Source organism: Achromobacter denitrificans NBRC 15125 (assembly GCF_001571365.1).
GTDB classification, from domain to species: domain Bacteria; phylum Pseudomonadota; class Gammaproteobacteria; order Burkholderiales; family Burkholderiaceae_B; genus Achromobacter; species Achromobacter denitrificans.
Genome location: NZ_BCTQ01000010.1, coordinates 24,135 through 37,831, shown reverse-complemented (window position 1 = coordinate 37,831; position 13,697 = coordinate 24,135). Strand labels below are relative to the sequence as shown.

At 68.6% G+C, this 13,697-nt stretch carries 16 protein-coding genes; 7 read left to right on the top strand and 9 right to left on the bottom strand.

Annotation, left to right across the window (positions count from 1 at the left end):
* Positions 1–55: 55 nt before the first annotated feature.
* Positions 56–1,588, bottom strand: coding sequence for a hypothetical protein (locus ADE01S_RS10620; RefSeq protein ID WP_062681663.1), 1,533 nt, complete (start codon positions 1,586–1,588; stop codon positions 56–58).
* A gap of 228 nt (positions 1,589–1,816) precedes the next feature.
* Between ADE01S_RS10620 and ADE01S_RS10615 the strand changes: the two genes are divergently transcribed.
* Together ADE01S_RS10615 and ADE01S_RS10610 are read left to right on the top strand one after the other, a co-directional pair.
* Positions 1,817–2,560, top strand: coding sequence for a sulfite exporter TauE/SafE family protein (locus ADE01S_RS10615; protein ID WP_082775756.1), 744 nt, complete (start codon positions 1,817–1,819; stop codon positions 2,558–2,560).
* 79 nt (positions 2,561–2,639) lie between these two features.
* Entirely contained in the window at positions 2,640–3,359 is a 720-nt protein-coding gene (locus tag ADE01S_RS10610) for a GntR family transcriptional regulator (RefSeq protein WP_062681662.1), read from the top strand.
* Between the two features lie 13 nt (positions 3,360–3,372).
* Here the strand turns inward: ADE01S_RS10610 and ADE01S_RS10605 are convergent, their stop codons facing one another.
* The 4 genes from ADE01S_RS10605 to ADE01S_RS10590 all read right to left on the bottom strand — a co-directional run bounded on the left by ADE01S_RS10605 (position 3,373) and on the right by ADE01S_RS10590 (position 5,202).
* Positions 3,373–3,723 carry a 2Fe-2S iron-sulfur cluster-binding protein gene (locus ADE01S_RS10605; RefSeq protein ID WP_062681661.1) on the bottom strand — a complete coding sequence of 117 codons (351 nt, stop codon included), beginning with the start codon at positions 3,721–3,723 and terminating at the stop codon, positions 3,373–3,375.
* Positions 3,720–4,046: a hypothetical protein gene (locus ADE01S_RS10600; RefSeq protein WP_062681660.1), complete on the bottom strand. Its 327-nt coding sequence runs from the start codon at positions 4,044–4,046 to the stop codon at positions 3,720–3,722. The genes ADE01S_RS10605 and ADE01S_RS10600 overlap by 4 nt, the downstream gene beginning before the upstream one ends.
* Before the next feature lie 5 nt (positions 4,047–4,051).
* Positions 4,052–4,351: a 2Fe-2S iron-sulfur cluster-binding protein gene (locus tag ADE01S_RS10595; RefSeq protein ID WP_062681659.1), complete on the bottom strand. Its 300-nt coding sequence runs from the start codon at positions 4,349–4,351 to the stop codon at positions 4,052–4,054.
* A 119-nt stretch (positions 4,352–4,470) separates the two neighbouring features.
* The gene (locus ADE01S_RS10590) at positions 4,471–5,202 is read right to left on the bottom strand and encodes an iron-containing redox enzyme family protein (protein WP_062681658.1); all 732 of its coding nucleotides are present in this window, start codon (positions 5,200–5,202) and stop codon (positions 4,471–4,473) included.
* Positions 5,203–5,430: 228 nt separating this feature from the next.
* On the opposite strand from ADE01S_RS10590, the gene ADE01S_RS10585 reads away from it, so the two are divergent.
* Positions 5,431–5,646: a hypothetical protein gene (locus ADE01S_RS10585; RefSeq protein WP_062681657.1), complete on the top strand. Its 216-nt coding sequence runs from the start codon at positions 5,431–5,433 to the stop codon at positions 5,644–5,646.
* A 36-nt stretch (positions 5,647–5,682) separates the two neighbouring features.
* Here the strand turns inward: ADE01S_RS10585 and ADE01S_RS10580 are convergent, their stop codons facing one another.
* Positions 5,683–6,078, bottom strand: a complete 396-nt coding sequence (locus ADE01S_RS10580; RefSeq protein WP_062681782.1) for a DUF2809 domain-containing protein — start codon at positions 6,076–6,078, stop codon at positions 5,683–5,685.
* Between the two features lie 126 nt (positions 6,079–6,204).
* On the opposite strand from ADE01S_RS10580, the gene sorA reads away from it, so the two are divergent.
* From sorA to ADE01S_RS10565, 3 genes are all read left to right on the top strand, one after another.
* On the top strand, positions 6,205–7,440 hold the full coding sequence (sorA, locus tag ADE01S_RS10575) for a SorA family sulfite dehydrogenase catalytic subunit (protein WP_062681656.1): 1,236 nt from the start codon (positions 6,205–6,207) through the stop codon (positions 7,438–7,440).
* Between the two features lie 10 nt (positions 7,441–7,450).
* On the top strand, positions 7,451–7,789 hold the full coding sequence (gene sorB / locus ADE01S_RS10570; protein ID WP_062681655.1) for a SorB family sulfite dehydrogenase c-type cytochrome subunit: 339 nt from the start codon (positions 7,451–7,453) through the stop codon (positions 7,787–7,789).
* Between the two features lie 163 nt (positions 7,790–7,952).
* Entirely contained in the window at positions 7,953–9,644 is a 1,692-nt protein-coding gene (locus ADE01S_RS10565) for an MFS transporter (RefSeq protein ID WP_062681654.1), read from the top strand.
* Between the two features lie 7 nt (positions 9,645–9,651).
* Here the strand turns inward: ADE01S_RS10565 and ADE01S_RS10560 are convergent, their stop codons facing one another.
* From ADE01S_RS10560 to ADE01S_RS10550, 3 genes are read right to left on the bottom strand one after another with little or no spacing between them, the layout of a single operon-like run.
* Entirely contained in the window at positions 9,652–10,383 is a 732-nt protein-coding gene (locus ADE01S_RS10560; RefSeq protein ID WP_062681653.1) for a phosphoribosyltransferase, read from the bottom strand.
* Positions 10,380–11,588: a M20 aminoacylase family protein gene (locus tag ADE01S_RS10555; protein WP_062681652.1), complete on the bottom strand. Its 1,209-nt coding sequence runs from the start codon at positions 11,586–11,588 to the stop codon at positions 10,380–10,382. Before ADE01S_RS10555 ends, ADE01S_RS10560 begins: the two co-directional genes overlap by 4 nt.
* Positions 11,589–11,609: 21 nt before the next feature.
* The gene (locus ADE01S_RS10550) at positions 11,610–12,593 is read right to left on the bottom strand and encodes a Bug family tripartite tricarboxylate transporter substrate binding protein (protein WP_062681651.1); all 984 of its coding nucleotides are present in this window, start codon (positions 12,591–12,593) and stop codon (positions 11,610–11,612) included.
* A 130-nt stretch (positions 12,594–12,723) separates the two neighbouring features.
* Between ADE01S_RS10550 and ADE01S_RS10545 the strand changes: the two genes are divergently transcribed.
* On the top strand, positions 12,724–13,665 hold the full coding sequence (locus tag ADE01S_RS10545) for a LysR family transcriptional regulator (RefSeq protein WP_062681650.1): 942 nt from the start codon (positions 12,724–12,726) through the stop codon (positions 13,663–13,665).
* Positions 13,666–13,697 lie beyond the last annotated feature (32 nt).

Sequence of the window (13,697 nt, the reverse complement as noted above, 5' to 3'; positions counted from 1 at the left end):
AAGCGCGAAGGGCCCCCGCAGGGACCCTTCGCGGCGGCGGCAGGGCCCGCCGGGCTCAGCTCCAGATCAGCACGGCGCAGATCGTCGAGATGAACAGCGCCAGCAATACCGGCAGCAGCAGGGCGCGCACCAGGGACAGCACGTTGACCCGGGCGAAGCCGGCCACCGCGATCAGCGAAGACCAGGCGATCAGCGTGCCGCCGCCCGTCCACACCGCGCCCATCTGCCCGACGGCCGCCAGCGTCGCCGGATCCACGCCCACCACCGGGCCCAGGGCGCCGGACAGGGTGCCGGTCAACGGCAGGCCGGCGAAGCCCGAGCCGTCGATGCCGGTGATCATGCCCACCAGCAGCACGCCGAAGGCCACCAGGAAATGGTTTTCCGGGATCAGGTGCTGTCCGGCCGAAATCACCTCGAACAGCAGCCCCGGCGCCTGCGCCTGCGGCACGCCCAGGATCTGCGCGGCGGTCTCGTTGGCGCCCACGAAGAAGAAGCCCGCGATCGGCAGCACCGAGCCCATGGCCTTGAAAGCGAACACGAACCCGTCGGTGACGTGCTCCGGACAGACGTCCAGCATCTTGCGGGGCCCTTCCGCCGCCAGCGTGACCAGCATCATCACGACGAAAGCCACCCCGCCCACCAGCGCCGCCGCGTCGCCGCCGCGCAGGGCCGGCAGGGACGGGAACAGGCGCGGCAGCACCATCACGGCGATCACGCCCAGGAAGGCCAGCGGCGTCACGACGGCGAAGGTCTTGGACCAGCGCACGCGGCGCCGCTCCTCCTCGCTCAGTTCCGGTTCGCGCGGCAGGGCCGGATCGGCGCCCATGGTGCCGCGGGCCAGTTCCGCCTTGTCGAAGGATCCGGATTGCTCGATGCGGGCCAGGCTGCCGTCCTGCGCGCGCGCCTGCCAGGCGGACAGCAGCGCCGGATCGGCGGACACGATGTGCTTGCGGACCAGCAGATAGGCGACCACCAGCGCCACGCCGCCGGTGATCAGCGACAGCACGAGGGCGCGGTCGGCCACGACGGCGGCGCTGACCGCCGCCCCCGCCGCCTTGGCGCTGATGCTGGGCGCCACCCCGATCACGTAGTCCGAGGACAGGGCCATGCCCTGGCCGGCGATGGCGATGGCCATGGCGCCCGCCAGCGGCGGCAGGCCGGCGGCGATGGCCGCCGGCAGCAGGATGGCGGACACCAGCGGCACCGCCGGGGTGGGCCAGAAGAACAAGGAGATCACGTAGGTACAGAGGGCGATGATCGCGAAGGAGGAATGCCCGCCCCGCATCACGCGGCGAAAGGGCTGCACCATGCGCACGTCCGCCTGCAGCGTCTTGAGCGCGTTGAGCAGCGCCGTCATGAACGTGATCACCAGGAAGATATTGAAGAGCTCCTTGGCGGCCACGAAGCTGGCCGAGAAGATGCCTATCAGCGCGCTGACCGGGTTGCCGGTGATGGCGAACACCACCAGGAAGGTGCCGATGACCGATGGCACCACCACGTTGGCCCGCAGGATCATCGTCAGGATGATGGCGGCCACGCTGAACAGGTACATCCAATGAGCGGCGTTGAGCACTACGTCCGATTGCATGCGTGATTCCCCTTGTATGCGTGGCTGTTGGATCGCCACACTCGGTATACTATATTTCGTTTCACGCCATACCAATCAAAATATGCACCGCCTAGGGAAACCGATAATTCTGAAAAATCCTTGAATAATGTCAAAAAATCAGGGGATTACCCTAGATTTTCAAGGGTACTGGCAAAATCTGCCGAATCATGGATAGACTACCGTATACATAAAAAGCATGATCCAGGCATGACATCCTCCCTGCCGTACCCCGACCTTCTGCAGTACGCCACCATGGCCGTCGTCGTATTCGGCGCCGCGATCGCGCAGGGCGTGGGCGGCGTGGGCTTCGCCATGTTCGCCGCGCCGGTGGCCGCCATGTTCTTCCCGCAGCTGGCGCCCGGCCCCCTGTTGACGCTGGGCGGCTGCATCTCCCTGCTGACCGCGCTGCGCGAGCGTGCCGCCATCGACTGGCCGGCCGTGTCCTACGCCCTGGCCGGGCGCGCCCTGGGCACGCTGATCGCCATCTATGCCATGACGCGTTTCGCCCCGCAGGCGCTGGGCGTGCTGTTCGCCTGCCTGATCCTGGCGGCCGTCGGGATTAGCGCCGCCGGCCTGCGTTTTTCCGCGACGCCGGGGCGCGTGTCGGGCGCCGGCGTGGCCTCGGGCATCATGGGCACCATGACCTCCGTCGGCGCGCCGCCGATCGCCATCGTGATGCAGCACGCCGCGCCGCCGCGGCTGCGCGCCACGCTGGGCATGGTGCTGTTCCTGGGATCCATTTTTTCGCTCGCCATGCTGGCGCTGGCGAATCGCTATACGGCGTACCACGCCGGGCTGGCCCTCAGCCTGGCGCCGTTCCTGCTGGCCGGTTTCGCGGTCTCCAACCGGCTGCGCCATCGGCTGCCTCCGCGCGCAGTGCGCGGCGTGCTGCTGGCGGTTTGCGCCCTGGGCGCGCTGGGTGTGCTGGCCAAGGCGTTCTGGGGCGGCTGATGCCAGCCGCCCCGGCCGGCATTCGGCTACACCCGGTAATACAATGGAGACTGTATCCATTACGCCAAACGTGCTCGCCATGACCACTACTCCCGTCAGCCCGCAAGCTGTAGCCACGCAGCATTCCGCTTCGCTGAAGATCGGCGAGCAGCACCCGCAGTTGTTTGCCGTGATCCGCGACAAGCTGCGCGAACGCATCCTGAGCGGCGAATTCACGCCCGGCGACCGCCTGGTCGAAGGGCGCCTGTCCGAGGAAATGGGCGTGTCGCGCATTCCGGTGCGCGAGGCGCTGCGCGCGCTGGCCGCGGAAGGGCTGGTCACCATCGAGCCCCGGCGCGGCGCATCGGTATCGGTGCTTTCCGACGCGGTCGCCTACGACATGGTCGAGGTGCGCGCCACCCTGGAAGGGCTGAATGCCAAGCTCGCGGCGCAGCGCCGCGACGAGAAAACGGTGGAACGCCTGCAGGCCTTCCTGCGCGAAGGCACGGAGGCCGCCCGCAGCGAGCAGCTGGACAAATTCCTCGCCCTGAACTCGCAGTTCCACGAGATGCTCGCCACCATCGGCGGCAACGTGGTGCTGACCGACCTGATGCGTTCGCTGCGCGACCGCACGGCGCTGCTGTTCGCGCCCAGCAATATGCGCCGCGCCAAGCAGAATTGGGACGAGCACTCGCAGATCCTGAACGCCGTCATCGCCGGCAACGGCGACCTGGCCGCCCTGCTGGCCAGCCAGCACGTGCACAACGCCGCCAAGGCCTACACCGAAGCGCAACAGGCGCAGCACGCCTCCGTGGCGTGATCCGGCGCGGCCTTCAGGTTCCGGCCTGCACGGGGTCGGCGGGCTCGCCCACCACCACGCCCTTGCCGTTGCGGACCACCCACGACACCTTGATGTCGCCGTTCACGAAGGTCTGGCAGGCCATGCGGTAGCCGGCCTCGAAATCCTCGGGACGCAGGTGCTTGCGCTCCTTGGGCTTGATGGCATCGGTGTTTTCCAGCCCCTCTTCGATGCGGCACTTGCAGGTTCCGCACAGGCCGCCCCCGCACTTGAACGGGATCCCGCCCTTTTCCTTGAGCGACACGCGCAGCAGGTTGCTGTTCTCGGGCGCGGTGGCGACCATGCCGCCGTTGGAGATGAATGTGATCTGGACCATGGTGTTCAGTGCTCCGCGGCGCCGGCGCCGGGGCGCAGCGTCAAGGTCGATTCCATGCTGCCGAAGCGCGTGAGGTGGGCAAGCTCCTTGCGCGCCGCCTCGACCGAGTCGAACTTCTCCAGGAATTTGGACGGCACGCGGTTCACCACGTACGGCGGGGTCTCTTCGGTGACGATCAGCCGGGTCTCGCCGTGCAGCCGGGCGATGCGGTATTCCGCCAGCGCGCGGCCGTAGAACACGTAGTCGTAGGTTTCGATGATATCGACCCCTTCGCCGGTTTCCGTGCGGAACACGCCGGGCTTGGTGGTCAGGATGACATATACCGGGTCCATCGCCGCTACGCCTCCACGTCCTGGGTCAACTCGATATCGCTGTTGAGCCACAGCTGGCAGGCCAGCCGGTAGCCCTGGTCGACGCGGTCGCCCAGCTGCTTCTTTTCCTTCCAGTTCACCGGAGGCAGGTGCTCGGCCCCCGCCAGCACGCGGCAGGCGCACTTGGCGCACTTGCCCATGCCGCACTCGTAGCGCAGATGCGGATACGGGAACTGCTTGATGCCGGCCCGCACCACCAGGTTGGTGTTGTCCTTCACCACGTCGGTGTAGGTCTGGCCGCCTTTATGAAACACAACGGTAGGCATGGTTCTACAGGGCCTGTCGATACGGAATAAAGCCTCGCAGAGGCCGGCAAGCGGCGATCTGGCCAGGCGCGGTCGTCGTTGCGGCCGTCCGGCGGGCTGCCGGGCGGCCGCGCCGGGAATCAGGCGGCGAGGCCCAGTTCGGGCAGCGCGATGTCGTTCTGCACGTAGTCGGTATAGAGCGCCGTGGTGTAGAGCAGGCGCATCTGCGCGCCGATTTCGCAGATCTTCAGGCAGCGCTGCTGCAGGTCCACCGTGTCGGCGTGTTCCAGCACGATCTGGTAGCCGCGTTCGCCGTGGATCTCGTCGGACACGATGTGCAGATCGAAAAACTCCACTTCCTCGTCGGTGAAGCCGTACTTGTCGCGCAGCGTCGGCGTCTGCTTGCGGTAAATGGAGGGCACTTGCGATTCCAGGCCGACCACCAGCCCGGCCACGGCCACGATGGGATCTTCGCGCATGGCCACCGCGTAGCACCAGCTCTGCAGGGCGCGCGTGGTGGGCGACATATTGTCGGGATTGACCACCCGCTCGCGCGTGGTGCCGCAGGCCTCGGCAAAGCGGATCAGCAGGTCGGTGTGGCGGTCGCCGCCGATTTCCTCTTCATACATATTGGCCAGCAGGAAGTCCTTGGCCTCGGTATAGGTATCGGGCGTACGGGCATACAGGTAGCCGAGATAGTCGGCGAAGGGGCCGACGTAGTGGTAGTGGTTCTCGGCCCAGCGCTGCAGATGCTGGCGGCTGAGCTTGCCTTCTGCCCAGGCAATCGAAAAAGGCGAGGCATTGGCGCTCTTGCCCTTGATCGCGTTTTCCAACGCGGTGCGGAATTCATCTCGGTTCATCAGTTCAGCCATGGCGCGCTCCAGGTCCGGTAGGGAGGATTCCAGGCTTGTCTTAGCCCGGGCATGATGCACATTGTATACCGTCTACTCTTTTGGACTGCTAGGGCAATCCCGGAGAAAGCATCGATAAACAGGGACAGTCTCATACAGATCAAGCACTTGGCGCGTATAGGGAGGCACTGGCACCTGGGGGCTAACGCTGGTACACTGAATACACTTTCAATGCAATACGGAAATACCATGAACACCCGCCACCCCCTTGGAGATGCCCCGATCGGCCAGCAGCTGTTGACGCATTACGCCCGCCGCGACGCCGTGCGCCACGCCACCCCTTTGTTCCCGTCGTCGTGGTCCGAGTGTTTCGCGCCGTTCCGCAACGCGCGGCTCCAGCCCCTGCGCGCGACGACGCCGGTCGCGCCGCAGCGCGATGACGCGGCGGTCTGCCAGGCAGGCTGAATCCCGGATGGCGGCCGGGCCGGGATCGATGCGCGCCTAGGCGGCGCGCGCGACCGGGCGCCGCCGCCGGTTCCAGGCGGCCAGCGCCAACACCAGCCCGAACCCCAGGGTGTAGGCCAGCATGTCCCACCAGTCGGGCACGCTGCCCAGCACGATGCGCAGCAGCGGCTGCTCCAGCCGCCAGCCGAAATGCCGGGCCAGGTATTGGCCCAGTTCCACCGCATACCCCGTCAGCAGCGCCGCGACCGCCAGCGGCAGCACGTCCGCGCGGATGACGCTGCGGTAGGCCAGGTACGCCCACCCCACCGCCACCACATCGCCTACGAATCCCCGCAACAGGGGATAGGGCGCGCCCAGGGTGGCGATCAGCGCTTCCAGCGCGGTTACGGCCAGCAGCGCGGCAAAGGCGCGTGGATCGAAGCTCAGGGTCATCGTGACGGAAAACGCGGATATTGGAACGGCCAGCGCGGACATTAACGCATTTGTCAGGCCCAGGCGCTTAGCCTCGTCTCCATACGCCGCGAGCACGGCCCGCGATAAGAAAGAGGAGACACGAGGATGAGCACATTCGACACGAATGGGCGCCGGCGCTTCCTGCGCCAGGCCTGTACCCTCGGCGCGACCGGCACGCTGGCCGGCCACGCGCTGACGAGCCTGGCGGCGCCCGCCACCGTTACGCTGCCCTTCGCGAACGGCGAGCGCGACCTGATCGCCTACCCGCAAAAGCGGGCCATGATCCGGCAGACCTCCCGCCCGCCGCAGCTGGAAACCCCGTTCCAGGTCTTCAACGACGACGTCATCACGCCCAACGACGCCTTCTTCGTGCGCTATCACCTGGGCAACATCCCCACCTCGATCGACCTGAACGCCTACCGCATCCGCGTGAGCGGACTGGTGGACAAGCCGCTGGAACTCTCGCTGTCCGACCTGAAGCAGCAGTTCGGCAAGCCGGTGGAGCTGGTGGCCGTCACCCAATGCTCGGGCAACAGCCGCGGCTTCTTCCTGCCGCGCGTGGGCGGCGGGCAATCGGGCAACGGCGCCATGGGCAACGCCCGCTGGGTCGGCATCCCGCTCAAACGCATCCTGGAGCGGGCCGGCATCGGCGCCGGCGCGCGGCAGGTGACTTTCGAAGGCATGGACCGCCCGGTGCTTCCGGGCACGCCGGAGTTCGTCAAGGCGCTGGACACCGCCCACGCGATGGATGGCGAGGTCATGCTGGCCTACGCCATGAACGGCGCCGACCTGCCCATGCTCAACGGCTACCCGGTCCGCCTGGTCGTCCCCGGGTACTACGGCACCTACTGGGTCAAGCACCTGGCCGACATCAAGGTGCTGGACAAGGAATTCGACGGCTTCTGGATGCAGAAAGCCTATCGCATCCCGGACAACGATTGCGCCTGCACCCCTCCGGGCAAGGCGCCGGAAAAAACGCGCCCCATCGGCCGCTACAACGTGCGCAGCTTCATCACCAGCCTGACCGAAGGCGCGCGGGTCGCCCGGGGCAGCCGCGTGGAAGTGCGCGGCATCGCATTCGACGGCGGCAAGGGCATCCGCGACGTCCAGTTCTCGTCCGACGGCGGCAAGACCTGGCACGCGGCCGCCCTGGGCAAGGACCTGGGCCGCTATTCGTTCCGCGAATGGCATGCCGAGTTCACGCCGAAGAATGCCGGCGACTACGAGCTGAAAGTCCGCGCCACCAATATGGCGGGCGACACCCAGCCGCTGGAGCCGCTGTGGAATCCGGCCGGCTATATGCGCAACGTGGTCGAAACCATCCGCGTCACCGCCGCCTGAGGAGCCCGCCATGATCCGCCACATTCGTCGTTGGGCGCCGGCGCTCGCGCTGGCCGCCGCCGGCCTGGCCCCCGCGGCCCAGGCCCTGGAAATCACGCTTCCCCAGGAAACCGCCAAGCTGCGCGCCGGCCCTGGCGCGCAGGCCGCATCCCTGTGCCTGATGTGCCATTCGGTGGACTACGTGTCATCGCAGCCGCCGATGCCGCCGGGCTTCTGGGATGCGGAAGTGAAGAAAATGGTGGGCACCTACGGCGCCCCCATTCCGGCAGAGCAGATCCCGCTGATCGTGGAATACCTGAACCACGCCTATCCGCCCGCGCCGCCCGCTGCCAGCGCCGCCAAGCCCTAGCGCGGCGCGGGCTCCAAACCGCCCCGGCCGCGACCTTCCGCCCCTGCCGCGCCGGGGCGCATCCGCGCCTGCGCGAGGCGCCCACCTTACCCCCGCTTAGGCGTACCATTACCCGACCCAGACTGCCCGCCGGGGCGCCACCGGGCGCCTTGCCCCCATCCCCATGCTGCAACCCGTTTCGGCCACGAACGATCTGCCCCCGGACGCGCCGGCCGCCCCCGCTCCCGTCCTGCAGGTGAGCACGCTTTCCCCCTTTGCCTTTCCCGCGTTCCGCATCATCTGGATCGCGAACCTGTTCGCCAACCTGGGCACCTGGGCGCAATCCGTGGCCGCGGCCTGGATCATCACCACCGAGCAAAGCAGCCCGCTGATGGTCGCCATGATCCAGGTGGCCGCCGCCTTTCCGCTGGTGGCGCTGTCCATCCTGACGGGCGTGCTGGCCGACAATTACGACCGGCGCAAGGTGATGCTGACCGGCATGCTGCTGGAGCTGACGGGCGGCGTGTTCATCACCGTGCTCGCCTTCGCGGGCCTGCTCCATCCCATTACGCTGATCGCCTCGGTTTTCTGCATCGCCATCGGCAGCGCCATCGTCACGCCCGCCTGGCAGGCCGCCGTGGGCGAACAGGTGCCGCGCGCCCACGTGGGCAGCGCGGTGCTGCTCAACAGCGTCAACTTCAACGTGGCGCGCGCCGTCGGGCCGGCCATCGGCGGCCTGCTGCTGGGCGCGATGGGCGCGCCCTGGGTCTTCCTGCTGAACTGCTTCTGCTACGGCAGCCTGATCTGGGCGATCTGGCGCTGGAATCGCGACCTGCCCGTGCGCCGGCTGCCGCCCGAAGGCATCTTCGAAGGAGTGGTGGCGGCGCTGCGCTATACGCAGCACTCCACCGTGACCCGCGTCGTGATGCTGCGGTCCTTCGCCTTCGGCCTGTCGGCCAGCGCGCTCTGGGCGCTGCTGCCGCTCCTGGCCCACGAGCACGAAGGGGGCAGCGCGCTGCTGTACGGCTACATGCTGGGCGCGCTGGGCCTGGGCGCCATTCTCGGCAGCGCCGTGGTGCGGCGGGTGCAGGCGGCCTGGGGCGCCAGCGGCCTGGTGAGCGTGGCCGCGGGCCTGCTGGCCGCCTGCCTGCTGGCGCTGGGCCTGGCCGATTCGCTGTGGGACGCGTTTCCGGCCCTGCTGCTGTCGGGCAGCTGCTGGATCGGCGTGCTGGCCACCTACAACACCACCGTCCAGATGCTGGTGCCGGACTGGGTCAAGGCGCGCGCGCTGGCGCTGTACCAGACGGCCATTTTCGGCGGCCTGGCGGCGGGCTCGTTCATGTGGGGCCATTTCGCCGAAACCATGGGCGTCTCCGGCGCGCTGGCCGCCGCCGGCATCATGCTGGGCATTACCGTGGCCCTCCTGTACCGGTCGCGCCTGCCCGAACACGTGGACGCGCAATCCCTCGCTCGCGCCGACAGCGCCGAGCCGGCGCTGGCCGACGCCGGCTTCAATACCCAGCACGGCGCCGTGCTGGTCGCGGTGGAATACCAGATCGAACGCGACAAGCTGGCCGCGCTGATCCATGCCGCGCGCCCCCTGCGCCTGCTGCGGCTGCGCAACGGCGCGCAGCAATGGCAGCTGTTCCGCGACCTGGAGCGCGAGGGAATCTGGCGCGAGGTATTCCTGGTGGAAAGCTGGATGCAGTACCTGCGGATGATCGACCGCATGACGCTGGCCGACAAAATGGTGCTGGACAAGGTGCGCGCGCTGCACGCCGGCGACAAGCCGCCCGTGGTGTCGCGCAACGTCAGCTACCTCGCGATGAACGAGGCGCAGGGCTTTTCGCTGCGCCGGGACCCCGAGTCCCTGTAGCCGCCGGCTATTCCTCCGGCGCCCAGCCGCCCGGCACGCGTCGCATGCGCGGAGACTCGAACGCGCAGGCCACCGGTATGGGCTCGCCTTGCGCGTCCACCAGGCGCGAGCGCCAGCGGTCTCCCTGGCACATGGCGACGACGATGCCCGCCACCTCGGCCCCGCAGCGGGCCAGCAGTTCCAGCGCCGACACCATCGTCTGCCCCGTGCTGACGGCGTCGTCCACCACCAGCACCCGGCGGCCGGCGAGGCTGCCCGCCAGGTTGGGATCCACGTACAGCAGCTTGCCGGCATCCGGCGTGGTCAGCGAACGCACCGGCACGGCCAGCTTCTCGTCGTACCAATATTTGCGCGAATAGCCGAAAGGCACATAGCGCGTGAATCCCAGGCCACGCGCCACCATCGGCGCGAAAGCCAGGCCCAGCGTGGGCAGGCCCACCACCATCTCGGCGCCAAAGGGGCGCGCCCGCTGGGCCATGAAGCCCGCCAGCGCGTCGACCACGTCCAGGCCGGCATGGTTGGCGATCAGCGACGCCACGCAGCGCTGCGCATCGCCCGGCACGCCGCGCAGCGGCAGCACCAGGTAGCGGCCGTCCGGCAGCCTTGCCGGGTAGCCGCGGGAATAGGGCGGGTCCAGCGGCACCGACAGCGCGCCGGCGTCGACGATCTCCTGCCAGTAGCCGGTGGTGGCGTCGAAGGCCGGAGCGTCGGCGGGGATCGGATCGTGAGAAGCGGTCATGCGTCGCGCGTGGAACGGTCGCCGGCGGCGAGGTAGGCCTCCGCCAGCGTCACCCAGTAGCTGGCCGTGACCGGAAGAATGCCGTCGTTGAAATCGTAGTCGGGGTTGTGCACCATGCAACCGCCTTCCCCCTCGCCATTGCCGACGATGAAGTAGCTGCCCGGCACCGCCTCCAGCATGAAGGCGAAATCGTCGCTGGCCTGCAGCGGTTCGAGATCGGGGATGAGCAGGTCCGCGCCCAGCCAGCCGCGCGCCACGTCCGCCGCGAACGCCGTCGCGGCGCGGTCGTTCACCACCGGCGGATAGCGCCAGCGGTAATCCACCTCGACGGTGGCGCGATGCACCGCCGCCTGCGCGGTGGCGATCGCCGTGATGCGCTCGCGCAGCAGCGCGCGCGTCTCGGGGCGGCGCGCGCGCACCGTGAGGCGCAGTTCCACCGACTTCGGGATCACGTTGGGCGCGTCGCCCCCGTGGATGGCGCCGATGGTCACCACCGCCATGTCGTTGGGATCGATCTCGCGCGACACGATGGTCTGCAAGGCCAGCACGATGCTGGCCGCGGCCACGATGGGATCCACCGCCACGTGCGGCATGGCGCCATGGCCGCCGACGCCGCTGACCGTCAGCACCACCGTATCGGACGAGCTGTACATCACGCCGCCGCGGAAACCGAAATGGCCGGCCGGATAGCCGGGCTCGTTGTGGAAAGCGTAGACCGCATCGCAGGGGAAGCGCTCGAACAGGCCGTCGGCGATCATCTTCTGCGCGCCGCCGTGGCCTTCCTCGGCGGGCTGGAAAATCAGGTGCAGCGTGCCGTCGAAGCGGCCGCGCTCGGCCAGGGCGCGGGCGGCGGCCAGCAGGGTGGCGGTGTGTCCGTCGTGGCCGCAGGCGTGCATCTTCCCGGGATTGCGGCTGGCGTAGGACAGGCCGGTGGTTTCGTGGATGGGCAGGGCATCCATGTCGGCCCGCAGCCCCAGCCGGCGCGCGCCGGCGCCGCGCCGCAACGTGCCGACCACGCCGGTCGTGCCCAGGCCGCGGTGCACCTCGTAGCCCCACGCGGCCAGCTGCTGCGCCACCAGGTCGCCGGTGGCGACTTCCTCGTAGGCCAGTTCGGGGTTGGCGTGGATGCGATGGCGCAAGGCCACCATTTCATCCTGGATGGCCTGGATTTCGGGCAGCACGGGGCCGAGTGCGGACAGCTTCATGGCGGGATCCTCCTGGTCTTCCTATTCCTGCTGGATGTTGGCGCTCTTCACGATGTGGGCGTACAGGGCCTTTTCCTTCTTCAGGAAAGCGGCGAAATCGCGCGGCGCGCCCTGGCCGGCGATGGCGCCGCCTTCGGCCAGGCGCTTTTGCACTTCGTCCATCTTCAGCACCGCGTTCAATTCCTGGTTCAGGCGCGCCACCACGGCGGGGTCGGTGCCCGCCGGGGCGAACACGCCGGTCCAGGTATTCAGTTCGAAGCCCTTGAGCGCCGGCGTCTCGGCGAACGCCTGCACGTCCGGCAAGGTATCGACGCGCGCGGCCGAGGTCACGCCCAGCGCATGCAGCTTCTTCTGCTGCACCAGCGGCGTGGCGCTGGTGGTCACGAGCAGGCCCAGGTCCACCTGGCCGCCCATGACGTCGTTGGTGATCTGGGCGCCGCCCCGGTAGGGCACGTGCACCAGCTTGACCTTGGCCTGGTCCTGCATCACTTCCATCGCCAGGTGCAGCACGGTGCCCACGCCCGAGGAGGCATAGGTCAGCGTGTCGGGTTTTTCGCGGGCCAGCGCGATGAGCTCGCCCATGTCCTTGACCGGCAGGCCGGGACGGGCCAGCAGCACAACGGGCGCGGTGGTCACCAGGGCGACCGGGACCAGGTCGGTCTCGGCGTCGTACTTCACCGCGGAATTGATCAGCCGCGCCACGCTGATGGGGCCGTCGAACCCCATCACCAGCGTGTAGCCGTCCGGCTTGGCATGCGCGGCCTTGGCCACGCCCAGCACGCCGCCGGCGCCGGCCACGTTGTCCACGATGACCGACTGCTTGAGCCGATCCGCCAGTTTCTGCGCCACCAGCCGGGCGGTGGTGTCGACGTTGCCGCCCGGGCTGAACGGCACGATCAGGGTCAGGGGCTTGGCCTCGGGCCAGGCGGCGTCGGCGGCGGTGGCCGGGGCGACGCACAGCGCGGCCGCCAGCGCGGAGACGGACAGGAACAGGCGTTTGAACATGGCGGGAACGGTCGGAACGGACGGACGCGCGCGCCGGGCAGGCGGCGCGGAGGAGGGCGACGGCGCCATCCTACTCAGATCCCGGTAATAACTGAAATGTTATATTTTTATAGATTCATCAGGTAAATCTATGACCAAGCCTTCCCCGCCGGACGCCCCGCCCGCCCCGGCGCGCCAGCCCACGCTGCGGCAGCTGCGCGGCTTCAAGGAAGTGGCGCGCCATGCCAGCTTCAGCCGCGCCGCCCAGGCGCTGGCGCTGAGCCAGCCCGCGCTGTCGGCCGCCATCCGCGAGCTGGAAGCGCTGATGGGCGTGGCGCTGTTCGAGCGCAGCACGCACCACGTGCGGCTGACGCCCGCCGGCCTGGCGGCCCGCGCCCAGATCGAGTGGCTGCTCAACAGCTATACCCAGGGCGCCGACGACCTGAGGCGCCTGCTCGACACCCAGGCCGCCACCGTGCGCGTCGGCTGCATCCCGTCCACCATGCACCTGCTCGCCCCCGTGGTGGCCCAGTGGCGCCTGCGCAATCCCGATATCGCCCTCATCCTCAGCGACCACCTCAATGACGAATTGATGGCCGCGCTGGGCAACGGCGAACTGGATGTCGGCCTGGGCCTGGACTTCGGCCTGACGCCCGGCCTGGCCGCCGCCTTCGTGGCCGAGGACGAACTGGTGGCGGTGCTGGCCGACAGCCACCGCCTGTCGCGGCGCCAGGCGCTCACCTGGCAGGACCTGAAGGCGGAACCGCTGGCCGTGCTGTCGCGCGGCAGCACCTACGAAATGATCGTATCCACGCTGCGCCAGCAAGGGTCGGACCTGGCCGCGACCGACACGCTGAACTACACCGATACGCTGTACAGCCTGGTGCGCGCGGGCCTGCGGGTGGGGCTGATCTCGCGCCTGTACACGCAGGGCCAGCGCCAGGAAGGGCTCGCCATCGTGCCGCTGCAGCGCCCGCGGCTCACGCGGCGCATCTGCCTGATGGCCCGCGCGCCGGAATCGCAGGCCCGCGCGGCGGTGCGGCGCTGCTATGCCGAACTGGCCGAACGGCTGCGAGTCCACAATGCGAGATAGACAGCCGGACCCGGCCGGACCGGGCTCCCGGG

Bases quoted from the DNA above. Each gene is read 5' to 3' on its own strand.
- ADE01S_RS10620 (WP_062681663.1), bottom strand. From the start codon at position 1,588: ATGCAATCGGACGTAGTGCTCAACGCCGCTCATTGGATGTACCTGTTC.
- ADE01S_RS10615 (WP_082775756.1), top strand. From the start codon at position 1,817: ATGACATCCTCCCTGCCGTACCCCGACCTTCTGCAGTACGCCACCATG.
- sorB (WP_062681655.1), top strand. From the start codon at position 7,451: ATGATCCGCCACATTCGTCGTTGGGCGCCGGCGCTCGCGCTGGCCGCC.
- ADE01S_RS10585 (WP_062681657.1), top strand. From the start codon at position 5,431: ATGAACACCCGCCACCCCCTTGGAGATGCCCCGATCGGCCAGCAGCTG.
- ADE01S_RS10550 (WP_062681651.1), bottom strand. From the start codon at position 12,593: ATGTTCAAACGCCTGTTCCTGTCCGTCTCCGCGCTGGCGGCCGCGCTG.
- ADE01S_RS10560 (WP_062681653.1), bottom strand. From the start codon at position 10,383: ATGACCGCTTCTCACGATCCGATCCCCGCCGACGCTCCGGCCTTCGAC.
- ADE01S_RS10580 (WP_062681782.1), bottom strand. From the start codon at position 6,078: ATGACCCTGAGCTTCGATCCACGCGCCTTTGCCGCGCTGCTGGCCGTA.
- ADE01S_RS10590 (WP_062681658.1), bottom strand. From the start codon at position 5,202: ATGGCTGAACTGATGAACCGAGATGAATTCCGCACCGCGTTGGAAAAC.
- ADE01S_RS10595 (WP_062681659.1), bottom strand. From the start codon at position 4,351: ATGCCTACCGTTGTGTTTCATAAAGGCGGCCAGACCTACACCGACGTG.
- sorA (WP_062681656.1), top strand. From the start codon at position 6,205: ATGAGCACATTCGACACGAATGGGCGCCGGCGCTTCCTGCGCCAGGCC.
- ADE01S_RS10545 (WP_062681650.1), top strand. From the start codon at position 12,724: ATGACCAAGCCTTCCCCGCCGGACGCCCCGCCCGCCCCGGCGCGCCAG.
- ADE01S_RS10600 (WP_062681660.1), bottom strand. From the start codon at position 4,046: ATGGACCCGGTATATGTCATCCTGACCACCAAGCCCGGCGTGTTCCGC.
- ADE01S_RS10565 (WP_062681654.1), top strand. From the start codon at position 7,953: ATGCTGCAACCCGTTTCGGCCACGAACGATCTGCCCCCGGACGCGCCG.
- ADE01S_RS10555 (WP_062681652.1), bottom strand. From the start codon at position 11,588: ATGAAGCTGTCCGCACTCGGCCCCGTGCTGCCCGAAATCCAGGCCATC.
- ADE01S_RS10610 (WP_062681662.1), top strand. From the start codon at position 2,640: ATGACCACTACTCCCGTCAGCCCGCAAGCTGTAGCCACGCAGCATTCC.